We start from the raw sequence: 12961 nt of genomic DNA, 5'->3' as shown, positions 1-12961 counted from the left end.
CGGCCAAGGTCCAGACCGTTCGGGCGGCGTGCGCCTACCATGGGCGGATGACCGCGAGTGGCTACAACCGCCGGGAGCGTCCCGCCAAGCCCGCGCTGAGCCGCGAAGGCATCGTCGCGGCCGCTCTCGACGTCGTGCGCCGCGAAGGGGCCGAGCGCGTCACCATGCGGCGGCTCGCGAAGGAACTGGACACTGGCCCAGCCTCGCTCTACGTCTACGTCCGCGACACCGACGAACTCCACGCCGCCGTGCTCGACGAACTCCTCGGCGAAGTCACCGCCACGACCGCCTCCGAAGAAGACTGGCGGAGTCGCTTGTGGACAGTCGTGTCCACCTACCGCGACGTCCTCTACGCCCACCCCGGGCTCGCCCGCGTCGCGCTCGTGACCCCGCTGAACGGGCCGAACTACCTCGCCATCGTCGACACCGTGCTCGGCCTGCTCGCCGAAGCCGGGGTGCCGTCCGGCCCCGCCGCGTGGACGGTCGACCTGCTGCTGCTCGTCGCCACGGCCAGCGCGGTGGAGCACAGCACCCGCAAGGACCGCCCGGGCGCGCGGCAACAGCACGACGCGCTCGCCGAAACCGTCCGCGGCCTCTCTCCCGAGACGCATCCGAACATTGTCGCGGCGAGCGGGAATCTGTTCTCCGGCAACGGAGACGCCCGTTCCCAGTGGGCGATCGACGCTCTTCTCAACGGCGCGCGCACGACCCCGCTCCCCGAATAATTGGTTCAGACCTCAAGGGAACGCGTTTCCCAAGGGTCCATAATGGACCAGTACGCCGGAATAGCGGCGTTAACGGGCGCAATGTCCGCTTGATCGATCCGCCTCAATTCGGCAGTTGATGCGGTCCCTCCTTTCGTAGGTTCCCGGAAAATTTCCGCCGATCTACCTTTGTCGTGGTCGGATCCACCTCCCCACCCTTTCCGCTTTCTTTTTCTGCATGTCCAAAGGAGTACCAGGATGCAGATCGGAAAAACGTCCGCACTCGTTTCCCTGCTCGCCGCGGCCGGCCTGGCCGCGGCGATGGGCGCGGCCCCTGCCACCGCGGCCGCCGCCCAGCACCACCCGCAGCACCTCAAGCACGGCCTCGGGCTGAACGTCGCCGGGCTGAAGGCCGCGCAGTCCCGGATGCACGCCCACGCGAATTCCGCGCTCCCCGTGCACCCGCGCGCCACGGCCGAACTGCCCTCCAGCGGCGACCTCACCCAGTACGCGAACGCCCCCGGCGACCAGGGCCAGGTCGGCTCGTGCGTCACCTGGGCCACCGGCTACACCGGCTACGGCGTGCTGATGAACGAGCAGGGCATCACCGGCGGCCCGATGGCCCCGATGTTCATTTACAGCCAGATCGCCAAAGGCAACGACCAGGGCACCTGGGCGAGCGTCGCGCTGCCGATGGAACAGCAGCAGGGCATCGACACCAAATCCGACTACTGGCAGGGCGATTTCGACTACACCACCCAGCCCGACCAGAACGAAAAGTCGAATGCGGCGCACTACAAGCTGTCCGGCTACACGCAATTGTCGTCGAGCGGCGACGCGGCGCGGTCCGACATCGAGAACGCCATTTCCCAGGGCGAGCCGGTCGCGATCGGGTTCAATGTGCACCAGAGCTTCATGAACCTGGATTCCTCGACCGCGAGCGACTACTCGTACCTGCCCGGCGACTCGGGCAGCGACCCGGTCGTCGGCGGGCACGAGGTGACCATCGTGGCCTACAACGACCAGGGCGTGAAGATCGAGAACAGCTGGGGATCCGGCTGGGGCGCAAGCGGTTTCGTGACCGTGCCGTGGTCGTTCTTCAGCACCGGCGACGTCGACGAGGTCAACGCGATGGGCAAGCTCGTCCAGAGCTGACCCCTCAGCAGCAAGAAAAAGGGCTCCTTGCGGGATTTCCCGCAAGGAGCCCTTTTCTCGGTCAGCCGATCAGGAAACTCAGACCAGGTCGTACCGGTCGTTGTTCATGACCTTGTGCCACGCGGCGACGAAGTCGCGGACGAACTTCTCCTTGGCGTCGTCGCTGCCGTACACCTCGGCGACGGCGCGCAGTTCGGAGTTCGAGCCGAACACCAGGTCGTTGCGGGTGCCGGTCCACTTGACCTCGCCGGTGGCGAGATCGCGGGCCTCGAAGGACTCCGCGTGCGGGCCCTCGCCGTCGGCCGGCTTCCACTCCGCGCCCATGTCGAGCAGATTGACGAAGAAGTCGTTCGTCAGCGTGCCCGGCCGGTCGGTGAGGACGCCGGCAGCCGAGTTCTGGTAGTTCGCGCCCAGCACGCGCAGGCCGCCGACCAGCACGGTCATCTCCGGCGCGCTCAGGTTGAGCAGGTTCGCCTTGTCCACCAGCAGGTACTCCGACGGCAGCGGGTCGGCCTTGCCGCGGTAGTTGCGGAACCCGTCGGCCTTCGGCTCGAGCGGCGCGAACGAGTCCGCGTCGGTCTGCTCCTGCGTCGCGTCGGTGCGGCCCGGCGTGAACGGAACGGTGAGGTCGACGCCGCCGTCCTTCGCCGCCTTCTCCACACCGGCAGCGCCGGCCAGCACGATCAGGTCGGCGAGCGAGATCTTCTTGCCGCCGGTCTGCGCGCTGTTGAACGCCTCCTGGACGCCCTCGAGCGTGCGCAGCACCTGAGCCAGCTCGTCGGGCTCGTTGACCTCCCAGCCGCGCTGCGGCTCGAGGCGGATGCGGGCGCCGTTCGCGCCGCCGCGCTTGTCGCTGTGGCGGTAGGTCGAGGCCGACGCCCACGCGGTGGACACCAGCTGCGCGACCGAAAGGCCCGACTCGAGGACCTTCGCCTTCAGGTCCGCCACGTCCGCGTCGTTGACCAGCTCGTGGTCGACGGCCGGGACCGGGTCCTGCCAGATCAGCTCTTCCTGCGGCACCAGCGGGCCGAGGTAGCGCTGGATCGGGCCCATGTCGCGGTGGGTGAGCTTGTACCAGGCACGGGCGAAAGCGTCCGCGAACTGGTCCGGGTTCTCGTAGAACCGGCGCGAGATGGGCTCGTAGATCGGGTCGAAGCGCAGCGCCAGGTCCGAGGTCAGCATGCTCGGCGCGCGGTTGAGCTCACCGCTCTCCGGGTCCGGCACGGTGCCCTGCGCGGCGTTGTTCTTCGGCTTCCACTGGTGCGCACCCGCGGGGCTCTTGGTCAGCTCCCACTCGTAGGTGAACAGGTTGTGGAAGAACCAGTTGCTCCACTGCGTCGGGGTCGGGGTCCAGGTGACCTCGAGCCCGCTGCCGATCTGGTCGCGGCCCTTGCCGCTGCCGAAGCTGTTCTTCCAGCCGAGGCCCATCTGCTCGATCGGGGCGGCCTCCGGAACCGGGCCGACGTTCGCGTCCGCGTCGCCCGCGCCGTGCGTCTTGCCGAAGGTGTGGCCGCCGGCGATGAGGGCGACGGTCTCCTCGTCGTTCATCGCCATCCGGGCGAACGTCTCGCGGATGTCGCGCGCCGAGGCGATCGGGTCCGGGTTGCCGTTCGGGCCTTCCGGGTTCACGTAGATGAGGCCCATCTGGACCGCGGCGAGCGGGTTGTCCAGCTCGCGGTCGCCCTTGTAGCGCTCGTCGCCGAGCCAGGTGCGCTCCGGGCCCCAGTAGATGTCCTCGTCCGGCTCCCACACGTCGGCGCGGCCGCCGGCGAAGCCGAAGGTCTTGAAGCCCATGGTCTCGAGCGCGCGGTTGCCCGCGAAGACCATCAGGTCGGCCCACGAGATCTGCTTGCCGTACTTCTTCTTGACCGGCCACAGCAGCCGGCGCGCCTTGTCCAGGCCGACGTTGTCCGGCCAGCTGTTCAGCGGCGCGAACCGCTGCTGGCCGCCGCCCGCCCCGCCGCGGCCGTCGTCGATCCGGTAGGTGCCGGCGCTGTGCCAGGCCATCCGGATGAACAGCGGGCCGTAGTTGCCGAAGTCGGCGGGCCAGAATTCCTGGGACGTGGTGAGCAGCGCGTCGACGTCGCGGGCCAGCGCGTCGAGGTCGAGGCTCTTGAACGCCTTGGCGTAGTCGAAGTCCCCGTCCATCGGGTCCGCCGCGGGGGCGTGCTTCCGGAGGATCTTCAGGTTGAGCTGGTTCGGCCACCAGTCACGGTTCGCGGCGCCCTCGGAGGGGTACCCCATGCGACCGGTGACCGGGCATCCCGCCGTGTGGTCGTCGGCAACGGAGTCAAGCGATTCGGACAACTGAAATCCTTCCGGGGAATCTTGGTCTTGCTCAGGAACTCACAGCGGCGGAACAGTCGGGGCAGCGGCCCCAGTAGACGACCTCGGCCTCCTCGACGACGAAACCGTGCGTCTGCGAAGCGGTCAGGCAGGGAGCCTCGCCGACCGCGCAGTCGACGTCCTCGATGGCGCCGCACGAACGGCACACGACGTGGTGGTGGTTGTCCCCCACCCGGGCCTCGTACCGCGCGACCGAACCGGGCGGCTGGATGCGCCGCAGCAGCCCCGCCTCGGTCAGCGCGCGCAGCACGTCGTAGACGGCCTGGTGGGAAACCTCGCCGAGATCCGCGCGCACCATGCCGATGACGGATTCGGTGTCCGCGTGCGCGTTGGCGTGCACCGCGGAGAGCACGGCCACCCGAGGGCGCGTGATCCGCAACTGCACTCCGCGCAGCAGCTGCTCGAAGTCCGTGGTCGTCGGCATGCCCCGGAGTCTGCCGGATTTTCTGGAATGAATCAAGAATCTGTCACCCACTCCGGTTGTCCTCCTCCTGGCGGTCGCTTGACAGCGCCGGCGGGCTACTGTGAGTAGGCCAAAGAGACGCCCGACACATCCGAGGTGACGCCAGAAATGACCGAGGCCGTCGAATCGCCCAGTTCGCACCCGGTCGGGGTCGATATCACGCGAGCGAGCATCGCCCGGGTGTACGACGCCGCGCTGAACGGCACGAACAACTACGAGATCGACCGCAGGGTGCTCGAGCAGGTCGCGACGGTGGCCCCGGAGGTCGCCGACCTCGCCTGGGCCAACCGCAACTTCCTCATCCGCGCCTGCCGCTTCCTCGCCACCCAGGGCCGGGTCACCCAGTACCTCGACTGCGGTTCCGGCCTGCCCACCGCGGAGAACACGCACCAGGTCGTGCAGCGGATCATCCCGGAGGCCCGCGTCCTGTACGTGGACAACGACCCGGTGGTCCTCGCGCACGGGCGCGCGCTGCTCGAGGAAAACGAGAACACCCGCTTCATCGACGCGGACATCTTCAAGCCCGAGCAGATCCTGCGGAACGAGACCGCGCGCGAGTTCCTCGACTGGACGAAGCCGATCGCGTTGCTGCACAACGGAACCCTGCACCACTACCTCGGCGACGACTACGCGGAGATGATGCAGACCTACGTGGACGCGCTGCCGTCCGGGTCGTTCGTCGTGGTCGCGCACTTCCTCGACCCGGAGACGCCCGAGCACAGCGAGATCGCCCGGCGGATGGAGGAGAAGTTCACGCACAGCCCGATGGGCAGCGGCCTCTTCCGCACGTGGGAGCAGATCGGGCGGATGTTCGGCGGCACCGAACTGGTCGACCCCGGCCTGGTGCTGTGCGAGGACTGGTGGCCGGACGGCCCGCGGTACCAGCCGCTGAACCAGGTCCAGGAGTGCATCGCGGGCGCGGTCGGCCGGAAGGCCTGACGCTTCTCGCCTGACTGTCCGTGAAGGGCCCCTTGAGGGAATCTGATTCCCTCAAGGGGCCCTTCACGGACGTTCGACGGTGCGGAAATCCAGCTCGGACAACGGCGAATCCGGGTTGAGCGCCACCCCGACCGTGCGCAGGGTGTCGTCGAGGATCGACCAGACCCAGCGGGCGAGCAGCTGGCGCAGATCGTCGCGGTCGATGCCGCGCGGTGCTTCGAGCCAGTGCGCGGTGCTGGATTCGACCAGCCCGACCAGTCCGTAGGCGATGGTCTCGCCGACCCGCTGGTCCGCGCCGAACAGGCCGAGGTAGTACTCGAACAGCACGGTCAGCTGTCGCGCGATCGCGGTTTTGACGTCCGCGACGACGTCGCGCGGCCCGGTCACCGACTGGCGCATCAGATATTGGTAAAGCTCGCGGTGTTCGGAAAGCCATTCGATGTGCGCGCCGATCGTCGCGTGCACCATATCGCGCGGGGTGCCATTAACTCCCCACAACGGCGAAAATTGCGCGCCGATCATTTCCGCGGCGCGCAATGCGATAGCGCGCTGCAGATCCGCGGTGTCGGCGAAATGCTTGTAAATGCGCGTGCGAGCGACGCCGGCCTCGTCGGCGATCTGCTCGGTGGACACCTCCGGCCCGTATCGGGCGATCGCGCGCATCCCGGCTTCCACGAATTCCCGGCGCCGGCGTTCCCGCTGCCCTGCCCACCGGGTGGCCCGCCCGTCGGGCGGAGTACCTGAGGACGTCATCCGCGCGAGTGTATCGCCGGGTCACATACTGGATACGGCGCTGTACCTGTTACTTTGGGTATAGAGGGATGACTGTCGGTGGTCGGCGTTGCCTCGATGTAGCAGTCGCTTTCCGAGTGGCAGTTGCTTCGGTGTGACCCAGATCATGGACCGGGAGTGCGTCATCGGCACGCGGGGAGCGAGTCGCGTCGATGAAGCGAGCGTCGCCCACAAGGGTGGCGTGCAGGGAGGAACACATGGACGGCGAACAGCACCGGCCCGAACTGTCCACCGGCCACCGGGTCACCTACCTGGTCGGCCAGCGCACCGGCAGGCGGCAGCTGTGCAGGCGCGGGGTGGTCACCGGAGCCCCGGTCACCGACGACGCGACAGCAGTCACCTGGGTCCCGGTCCAGGTCGACGGCCAGGCGAGAGACGCGAACCCGCAGTGGATCGCGGCCGACGCGATCATCGACGTGGTGAGCGCGTCATGAGCGGCGAGCAGGCCGTGGCCACCCCGATTTTCGACGGCGTGGTCGCCGAGGCCGGGCTGGACTGGTCCGAAGAGGACGTTCCGGCAGGCGGCAAGGGCGGGACGGACGAGGCCAAGAAGGCGGGCTCCGGCAAGTAACCGCCGTTCCTGATCGCCGCACCGGCTCTCCGGTGCGGTACTCGCGCGCGCCCGCATCCCGGCGGGAGGGCGCGATTAGGCCACTTCGGTGTCACCGGTTTGCGCGTTCGATACTGCACTCGTCCGGGTGAACTGCGCGGCGCGGAACCTCGGTGCACGCGGGGTATTTCGCCCTGCGCCGGGTGATCCTTGCCGCGTATCGCCAGATGCTCACGGATTCATCCGGCGTTACGCAAAGAATCAACGGCGCGCTTCCTCCAGATACCGCAGCACCGCGGTGACCCGCCGATCCGCGCTGTCGTCCGGAGCCAAATCCAGTTTCGCGAAAATGCTCCGAATGTGTTTGTGCACCGCGCCGTCAGTCACCACTAACCGTTCCGCGATCGCGCCGTTTCCCAAACCCTCCGCCATCAGCGCCAGCACATCGCGTTCTCGCGGACTGAGCCGTTCCAATCCGGAATCCGCGCGCGTGCGGGTCAGCAATTGCGCCACCACTTCCGGGTCGATCGCCGTCCCGCCGCCTGCCACCCGGTTCAGCGCTTCCATGAACTCGGTGACCCGCCCGACGCGTTCTTTGAGCAGATACCCGAGCCGCGCGCTGCCGCTGCCCAGCAGGTCGGTCGCGAAGGCCTGCTCGACATACGCCGACAGCACCAGCACCGCCAGGCCCGGCCGCCGCCGGCGGGCTTCGACGGCCGCGACGATGCCCTCGTCGGTGTGCGTCGGCGGCATCCGGACGTCCACGACCGCGGTGTCCGGCTCGTGTTTGTCCACCGCGGCAAGGAAATCGGCCGGGTTGTCGGTGGTCGCGACGACGTCCAGGCCTTCCGCGCGCAACAGGAGCGCGAGTCCTTCGCGCAGCAACGGGTCGTCCTCGGCGATCACAATCCGCATGGCAGGCTCACAGTCAGCGTGGTCGGTCCGCCGGCGGGGCTCGCCAGCGCGAAAGTTCCGTCGAGCGCCTCGATCCGGCGGCGCATCCCGCCGAGCCCCGAGCCGCCGGTTTCGGCAGCGCCGCCGCGTCCGTCGTCGGTGATGCGGAGGTGGAGCACGTCGTCCTGCCGACGCAACACCACCTCGACGCCGCGGGCGCCGCTGTGCCTGGCGACGTTCGTGAGCGCCTCCGCGACCACGAAATACACCGACGCCTCCACCGAAACGGCGTACCGGCCAGGCAGATCGGCGTCGATCGTGCACGGCACCGGACAGTCCGCGGCGAGCGCGGTCAACGCGTCGGCGAGACTCCGGTCGGCCAGCACGGGCGGCAGAATACTGCGGACCACCGCACGCAATTCGGCGAGCGCGGCCTCGGTGGCGTCCTGCGCGCGGCCGAGGATCTCGTCGACGTCCGCCGAACCCCGGGCGGCTGCCCGACGAGCCGCGCCGACCAGGACGTTCACCGCGACCATCCGGTTCTGCGTGCCGTCGTGCAGCGCCCGCTCGATACGGCGCAGTTCGGCGGAATGCGCGTCGAGCGCGGCGGCGCGGGTGGCGGTGAGGTGGGCGATCCGCAGCGTGACGTCCGCGTCCGAGCCCGCTGGAAGCAGCCGTCGGCCGGGCAATGCGTGCAGTCGTGCCATCGCGGGCAGCAGCGCCACCGAAAGGAACGCCCACGCGACGCCGAGCAGCGACACCGGAAGCGCTTCCGCCAAGCTGTGCACCTGCCAGCCGAGCGAGGCCGTCGCGTCGTCCGGCGGCAGCAGGTACCAGTAGAGCGGGAAAAGCCCGTCGCGCGCGGTATTGAGCACGATCGTCAGCGCGATGAAGCCAAGCAAAAACCCCGCCAGGCCGTGCACCGCGACCCACAGCACTTCGCGCTGCACCGTCCGGTCGCGCAGCGCCGCACCGAGCCGTTCAGGCCCCGGACCGGGACTGATGACGTCGGGTTTCATCGCGGTGAGCCGGATCCGCTCCCGGTCGGCGACCGCGTGCACGACGCTCAGCATCGGCCGTGCCAGCAGCAATCCGACGCCCACGAGGCACAGCACCGCGACCGCGGCCACTCCGAGCAGCACCAGCAACGCCAGCACCGAGGTACCGATCCCGCCGACGAGGTGTTCCAACGCGTCGAGAGCAGCCCGGACCCGCACAGTCCACGAACGCGGCCGAGGTTCGCCTGCGGTTGCCATCGCACCTCCTGCGCCGAACCCTAGCCGAGAAATCCGCCCCGCTGCCGCTGTGCGGCGCGAAAGTACAGCCTGCTGTACCTAGATCCTCCCGCGCACGGGATCGTCGCGGCGAGCCCCGATTCGTAGCGTTCCCGGCATGACGAAAACACCCGCCCGCCAAGGCACCCGGCCTCTCCTGTGGGGCGTATTGGCACTCAGCGCCGCAGCCAACGCCATCACCTCCGCACTCGGCGTCAACCTCATACTCAGCACCGTTTTCGGCGTCGTCACCCTCGCCGCGGGCATCGCCCTCATCGCGAACTACCGCACCCGCCGCTGAGCCTCCACAAAGGACCACCACCCATGACCACCCTGCGCGCCCTCGTCGCACGCCACCCGATCACGACCTTCTTCACTCTCGCCATCACACTGAGCTGGCTCGCGTGGATCCCTTACGTGCTCTCGGACAATGGACTCGGCACCGTCCACTTCGGATTCCCGCCGGTACTCGGCACGACACAAATCCTTGGCATGCTCCCCGGTGCCTACCTAGGCCCGATCTTCGCGGCGTTCCTCGTCACCGCCCTCGCCGAAGGCCGTCCCGGACTGCGTGCGTGGGCCGGCCGGTTGCTGCGCTGGCGGGTGAACTGGCGGTGGTACGCACTCGCCCTTTTCGCCGTTCCGGTCGTGCTGACGCTGTCCAGCTTGCCCTTCGCCGGGTCGTTCCGAATCCCCGCCGCGTCGCTGATCCTGGTGTGGGCCTTGGGTTTCGTCCTGCAAGTGATCACCACCGGCCTCGCCGAAGAACCCGGCTGGCGCGATTTCGCCTTGCCGCATTTGCAGCCGAAGTACGGCCCGTTGCGCGGCACGCTGATCCTCGGTCCGCTGTGGGGCGTCTGGCATCTGCCGTTGTTCTTCACCGAATGGGGCCATTGGCCGGACGTGACGGTCTGGTCGGTGCTGGAATTCGTCGCGACCGCCATCGCGATCAGCTTCGTGATGACGTGGGTGTTCAACCGCAGCGGCGAAAGCCTGCCGATCGCGCTGCTGCTGCACGCCGGGATCAACAACTACCTGTCCGTCGCCTGGGGAGAACTGTTCCCCGGCGCGGACCCGAAGATCGCCGAACACCTGCTGTTCGCCGCGTTCGCCGCCGCCGCCCTGATCCTGCTCGCCGCGACCAGGGGCCGTCTCGGCTACCCCCGCCCGGCGCGGGAACTCCAAGCGGCTCAGTAGTAAATCTGCCCGGGGACACCGCCGCCGACCGCGATGGCGTCGCCGTTGATCGCGACGCTGCGCGGAGACGCCAGGAACGCCACGACGTCCGCCACCTCGGCGGCCGTCACCAACCGCCCGATGCTCACTCCCGCGGCGAGGCTTTTTTCCAGCTCCGCCACCGAAATCCCCCGCATCGCGGCGATCTCGGCGAACTTCTCCGGCGTCCGCTCGGTCACCGTGTAGCCCGGATGCACGACCGTCGCGGTAATACCCTGCGGCCCCAGTTCGTCGGCGAGATTCTTGGTCATCGCCGCGACCGCGACGTTGCGAATCGAACCGAACGTCGAAGCGGCGATCCGCGCGTTGAGCCCGCTGACGTTCACGATCCGGCCCCAGCCGCGCTCCCGCATCCCCGGCGCGAGCGCGCGGGCGCACCGCAGGTAGCCGAGCACCTTGGTCTCGATCTCGGTGCGCAGGTCTTCGTCACGCAGGTCGTCGAGCGGCGTCCGGACCCCGCTCGACGCCGGAGCCGCGCAATTGACCAGGATGTCCGCCGCGCCGAACTCCGTCGAGACTCGTTCCGCCATCGCCGCGACCGCAGCGTCGTCAGTGGTGTCGGCGGGCACCGCGATGACCTTCGTACCGTGCCTGCCGACGCTTTCCACCGCCGCCGCGAGCGTTTCCGGATCCCGGGCCACGAGCGCGAGGTCCGTCCCCTCCGCCGCGAGCACCTCGGCCACCGCCAGCCCGATCCCGCGATTAGCGCCCGTGACGACCGCGCACTTGCCCCTCAACCCGAGATCCACAGCTTCTCCCCTTAAAGCGTTAACGACGCCGACGAGGCTTGCCCCGCCCGCCTGGCTTGGGCGTATTCCGCCGACGAGCTGGTTCGCGCTGCTGCTGCGGCGGCTTCTTCTTCGCCGGTGCCGCCTTGCCCGTCTTGGCCTGCGTTTCCTGCTGCCCGCGGGTGCTGTTCACCGTGCGCCCGCGAACGATGCCGATGAACTGCTCCACCAGCTCGCCGGTCTCGCCCTCCGGCCAAGACAACGCGACGCGCGACTGCACCGCGTCCGCGACCGGCCGGTACGTAAGGTCGCGACGATGGTGCAGCCGAGCGAGCGACTGCGGCACCAGCAGCACGCCGACCCCCGCCGCCACCAGCTCGATCGCGTCCGCCGTCGTCTCCGGCCGCTCAAGCGCGGGCTTGCCGGGCAGCTGGTCCCAGCCGAGCGAATCGTCGAGCGGATGCAGCACGAGCTCGTCCGCGAGGTCCGCAATGGACACCTCGTCAGCCGCCGCGACCAGGTGCTCCTTGGGAACGATGACCACAGTGGTCTCGGTGTAAAGCGGGATCGCGTGCAGACCTTCGCGATCCTCGGACAACCGCAGCAACGCCGCGTCCGCACGACCTTCGCGGACCGCGTCTGCGGCCTCGGCAGCAGTGACCGCGACCAGGTCAAGCGGCACTTCGGGATTGCGTTCGCCCCAAATCCGGACCCACTTCGCGGGGGTCGCACCCGGAACGTAGGCGAGCCGGAACGCCGAGGCCTGGTCGGCTCCTGTCACGTGGCAAGGCTACCGGCGCGGGGTCGCCGGTTACGCTGGTGGGCATGACGGCGCAGAAGACCCCCCAGACCATGAAGCCGGCGACGGCAGCGAAGAAGCTGGGCGTCTACCTCGAAGCCACCCCCGCAGAGTTCCGCGCGGGCGCCGTCTCGCGCGACGAACTGAACGCCCTGCAGACCGACCCGCCAGAATGGCTGCGCGACCTCCGCCGCAACGGCCCGCACCCGCGCCCGGTGGTAGCCGCGAAACTGGGAGTCTCCATCGGCGGCCTGGCCCGAGGCGGCGTCACCGAGGCCCTGACGACGGACCAGATCGAAGCGCTGAAGTCCGACAACCCCACCTGGCTGCAGCACGAACGCGAAACGCAAGCCGAAGTCCGCCGCGAAGCCGCCCGCCTGAACGCGGAAAAGCCCGAATAACGTCCACTTCGGACCTCGCTCGCGCGCCGAAGTCCGTGAGGGGAACCTTCACGGACTCTGATTCCCTCAGGGTTCCCCTCACAACCGCGATCTGCCGTGAGGGGCTCCTTCACGTACTTGGATTCCCTCAAGGGGCCCTTCACGGACCGCCCACCGCCGCCGATGCACCCAACGCGGCCTCCGGCACATCCCACGGACCCAAAGCGGCGTTCGGTGCATCCCACGGACCCAAAGCGGCGTTCGGTGCATCCCACGCACCCAATGTGGCATTCGGTGCACCAGATGCACCCAATGCGGCATTGGTTGCGTCGCCTGCACCCAATGCGGCGTTCGGCGCGTCGCCTGCACCCAATGTGGCATTCGGTGCGCCGCACGCACCAATGTGGCGTTCGGTGCGTCAGATGCACCCAATGCCACATTGGGGCGCTAAACCCCACCCGCGAACCCAACACAACCAGCCACTCAGCCGCGCACACCACCCACCCAACCGCAGCCAGCGCACCCAACGATCGAGGCACCCAGCCCCTCCCCCAACCCCGATACGAAGCCTCCCTGCGGTTCGGGGGTGCTTGTCAAGGCATCTTTCCCGCCTTGACAAGCACCCCCGAACCGTCAGCACTGAGGTTTCCCCCGGGGACCGGACACCGGGTTTCATGCCGCGTGGGCGTGGTGGTGATGGT

15 protein-coding genes are annotated in these 12961 nt (G+C 68.6%); 8 read left to right on the top strand and 7 right to left on the bottom strand.

Going from position 1 to position 12961, the window contains the following annotated elements; genetic code table 11:
* Positions 1-47: 47 nt before the first annotated feature.
* Together ABD156_RS04345 and ABD156_RS04340 are read left to right on the top strand one after the other, a co-directional pair.
* On the top strand, positions 48-725 hold the full coding sequence (locus ABD156_RS04345) for a TetR/AcrR family transcriptional regulator (RefSeq protein ID WP_344266790.1): 678 nt from the start codon (positions 48-50) through the stop codon (positions 723-725).
* A 237-nt stretch (positions 726-962) separates the two neighbouring features.
* Positions 963-1859, top strand: coding sequence for a C1 family peptidase (locus ABD156_RS04340; RefSeq protein ID WP_344266787.1), 897 nt, complete (start codon positions 963-965; stop codon positions 1857-1859).
* A 78-nt stretch (positions 1860-1937) separates the two neighbouring features.
* Here ABD156_RS04340 and katG read toward each other — a convergent pair whose 3' ends face one another.
* On the bottom strand, positions 1938-4166 hold the full coding sequence (katG, locus tag ABD156_RS04335; protein WP_344266784.1) for a catalase/peroxidase HPI: 2229 nt from the start codon (positions 4164-4166) through the stop codon (positions 1938-1940).
* Positions 4167-4197: 31 nt separating this feature from the next.
* Positions 4198-4629 (bottom strand): Fur family transcriptional regulator, encoded by a 432-nt coding sequence (locus ABD156_RS04330; protein WP_344266781.1) that lies wholly within the window; start codon positions 4627-4629, stop codon positions 4198-4200.
* A 147-nt stretch (positions 4630-4776) separates the two neighbouring features.
* On the opposite strand from ABD156_RS04330, the gene ABD156_RS04325 reads away from it, so the two are divergent.
* Complete coding sequence (locus ABD156_RS04325; RefSeq protein ID WP_344266778.1) at positions 4777-5607, top strand: SAM-dependent methyltransferase; 831 nt, start codon at positions 4777-4779, stop codon at positions 5605-5607.
* Positions 5608-5670: 63 nt separating this feature from the next.
* On the opposite strand, the gene ABD156_RS04320 is transcribed toward ABD156_RS04325, so the two are convergent.
* Positions 5671-6360, bottom strand: coding sequence for a TetR/AcrR family transcriptional regulator (locus ABD156_RS04320; protein ID WP_344266775.1), 690 nt, complete (start codon positions 6358-6360; stop codon positions 5671-5673).
* A 236-nt stretch (positions 6361-6596) separates the two neighbouring features.
* Between ABD156_RS04320 and ABD156_RS04315 the strand changes: the two genes are divergently transcribed.
* Both ABD156_RS04315 and ABD156_RS04310 read left to right on the top strand, forming a co-directional pair.
* Positions 6597-6833 carry a hypothetical protein gene (locus tag ABD156_RS04315; RefSeq protein WP_344266772.1) on the top strand — a complete coding sequence of 79 codons (237 nt, stop codon included), beginning with the start codon at positions 6597-6599 and terminating at the stop codon, positions 6831-6833.
* A complete protein-coding gene (locus ABD156_RS04310; RefSeq protein WP_344266769.1) occupies positions 6830-6970 on the top strand; it encodes a hypothetical protein in 141 nt (46 codons plus the stop codon). Before ABD156_RS04315 ends, ABD156_RS04310 begins: the two co-directional genes overlap by 4 nt.
* Positions 6971-7210: 240 nt before the next feature.
* Here ABD156_RS04310 and ABD156_RS04305 read toward each other — a convergent pair whose 3' ends face one another.
* Together ABD156_RS04305 and ABD156_RS04300 are read right to left on the bottom strand one after the other, a co-directional pair.
* On the bottom strand, positions 7211-7864 hold the full coding sequence (locus tag ABD156_RS04305; protein ID WP_344266766.1) for a response regulator: 654 nt from the start codon (positions 7862-7864) through the stop codon (positions 7211-7213).
* On the bottom strand, positions 7852-9099 hold the full coding sequence (locus ABD156_RS04300; protein WP_344266763.1) for a sensor histidine kinase: 1248 nt from the start codon (positions 9097-9099) through the stop codon (positions 7852-7854). Before ABD156_RS04300 ends, ABD156_RS04305 begins: the two co-directional genes overlap by 13 nt.
* A 136-nt stretch (positions 9100-9235) precedes the next feature.
* Between ABD156_RS04300 and ABD156_RS04295 the strand changes: the two genes are divergently transcribed.
* Both ABD156_RS04295 and ABD156_RS04290 read left to right on the top strand, forming a co-directional pair.
* A complete protein-coding gene (locus tag ABD156_RS04295; RefSeq protein WP_344266760.1) occupies positions 9236-9418 on the top strand; it encodes a hypothetical protein in 183 nt (60 codons plus the stop codon).
* Between the two features lie 23 nt (positions 9419-9441).
* Complete coding sequence (locus ABD156_RS04290; RefSeq protein WP_344266757.1) at positions 9442-10314, top strand: CPBP family intramembrane glutamic endopeptidase; 873 nt, start codon at positions 9442-9444, stop codon at positions 10312-10314.
* On the opposite strand, the gene ABD156_RS04285 is transcribed toward ABD156_RS04290, so the two are convergent.
* Together ABD156_RS04285 and ABD156_RS04280 are read right to left on the bottom strand one after the other, a co-directional pair.
* A complete protein-coding gene (locus ABD156_RS04285; protein WP_344266754.1) occupies positions 10308-11102 on the bottom strand; it encodes an SDR family NAD(P)-dependent oxidoreductase in 795 nt (264 codons plus the stop codon). The two genes, ABD156_RS04290 and ABD156_RS04285, sit on opposite strands and share 7 nt — an antisense overlap.
* A gap of 19 nt (positions 11103-11121) precedes the next feature.
* Complete coding sequence (locus ABD156_RS04280) at positions 11122-11862, bottom strand: LysR family substrate-binding domain-containing protein (RefSeq protein WP_344266751.1); 741 nt, start codon at positions 11860-11862, stop codon at positions 11122-11124.
* A 44-nt stretch (positions 11863-11906) separates the two neighbouring features.
* Here ABD156_RS04280 and ABD156_RS04275 point away from each other — a divergent pair, with 44 nt between their 5' ends.
* Positions 11907-12281, top strand: a complete 375-nt coding sequence (locus ABD156_RS04275; protein WP_344266748.1) for a DUF5997 family protein — start codon at positions 11907-11909, stop codon at positions 12279-12281.
* Positions 12282-12961: the final 680 nt, after the last annotated feature.

The organism is Amycolatopsis albidoflavus, assembly GCF_039525725.1.
Taxonomy (GTDB): Bacteria; Actinomycetota; Actinomycetes; order Mycobacteriales; family Pseudonocardiaceae; genus Amycolatopsis; species Amycolatopsis albidoflava.
Note: the sequence above shows the minus strand (reverse complement) of the source record. Positions and strands in the feature narration are given on the sequence as shown.

Coding starts and splice junctions, on each gene's coding strand:
- ABD156_RS04345 (WP_344266790.1), top strand. CDS start 48: ATGACCGCGAGTGGCTACAACCGCCGGGAGCGTCCCGCCAAGCCCGCG.
- ABD156_RS04340 (WP_344266787.1), top strand. CDS start 963: ATGCAGATCGGAAAAACGTCCGCACTCGTTTCCCTGCTCGCCGCGGCC.
- ABD156_RS04330 (WP_344266781.1), bottom strand. CDS start 4,629: ATGCCGACGACCACGGACTTCGAGCAGCTGCTGCGCGGAGTGCAGTTG.
- ABD156_RS04325 (WP_344266778.1), top strand. CDS start 4,777: ATGACCGAGGCCGTCGAATCGCCCAGTTCGCACCCGGTCGGGGTCGAT.
- ABD156_RS04320 (WP_344266775.1), bottom strand. CDS start 6,360: ATGACGTCCTCAGGTACTCCGCCCGACGGGCGGGCCACCCGGTGGGCA.
- ABD156_RS04315 (WP_344266772.1), top strand. CDS start 6,597: ATGGACGGCGAACAGCACCGGCCCGAACTGTCCACCGGCCACCGGGTC.
- ABD156_RS04310 (WP_344266769.1), top strand. CDS start 6,830: ATGAGCGGCGAGCAGGCCGTGGCCACCCCGATTTTCGACGGCGTGGTC.
- ABD156_RS04305 (WP_344266766.1), bottom strand. CDS start 7,864: ATGCGGATTGTGATCGCCGAGGACGACCCGTTGCTGCGCGAAGGACTC.
- ABD156_RS04300 (WP_344266763.1), bottom strand. CDS start 9,099: ATGGCAACCGCAGGCGAACCTCGGCCGCGTTCGTGGACTGTGCGGGTC.
- ABD156_RS04295 (WP_344266760.1), top strand. CDS start 9,236: ATGACGAAAACACCCGCCCGCCAAGGCACCCGGCCTCTCCTGTGGGGC.
- ABD156_RS04290 (WP_344266757.1), top strand. CDS start 9,442: ATGACCACCCTGCGCGCCCTCGTCGCACGCCACCCGATCACGACCTTC.
- ABD156_RS04275 (WP_344266748.1), top strand. CDS start 11,907: ATGACGGCGCAGAAGACCCCCCAGACCATGAAGCCGGCGACGGCAGCG.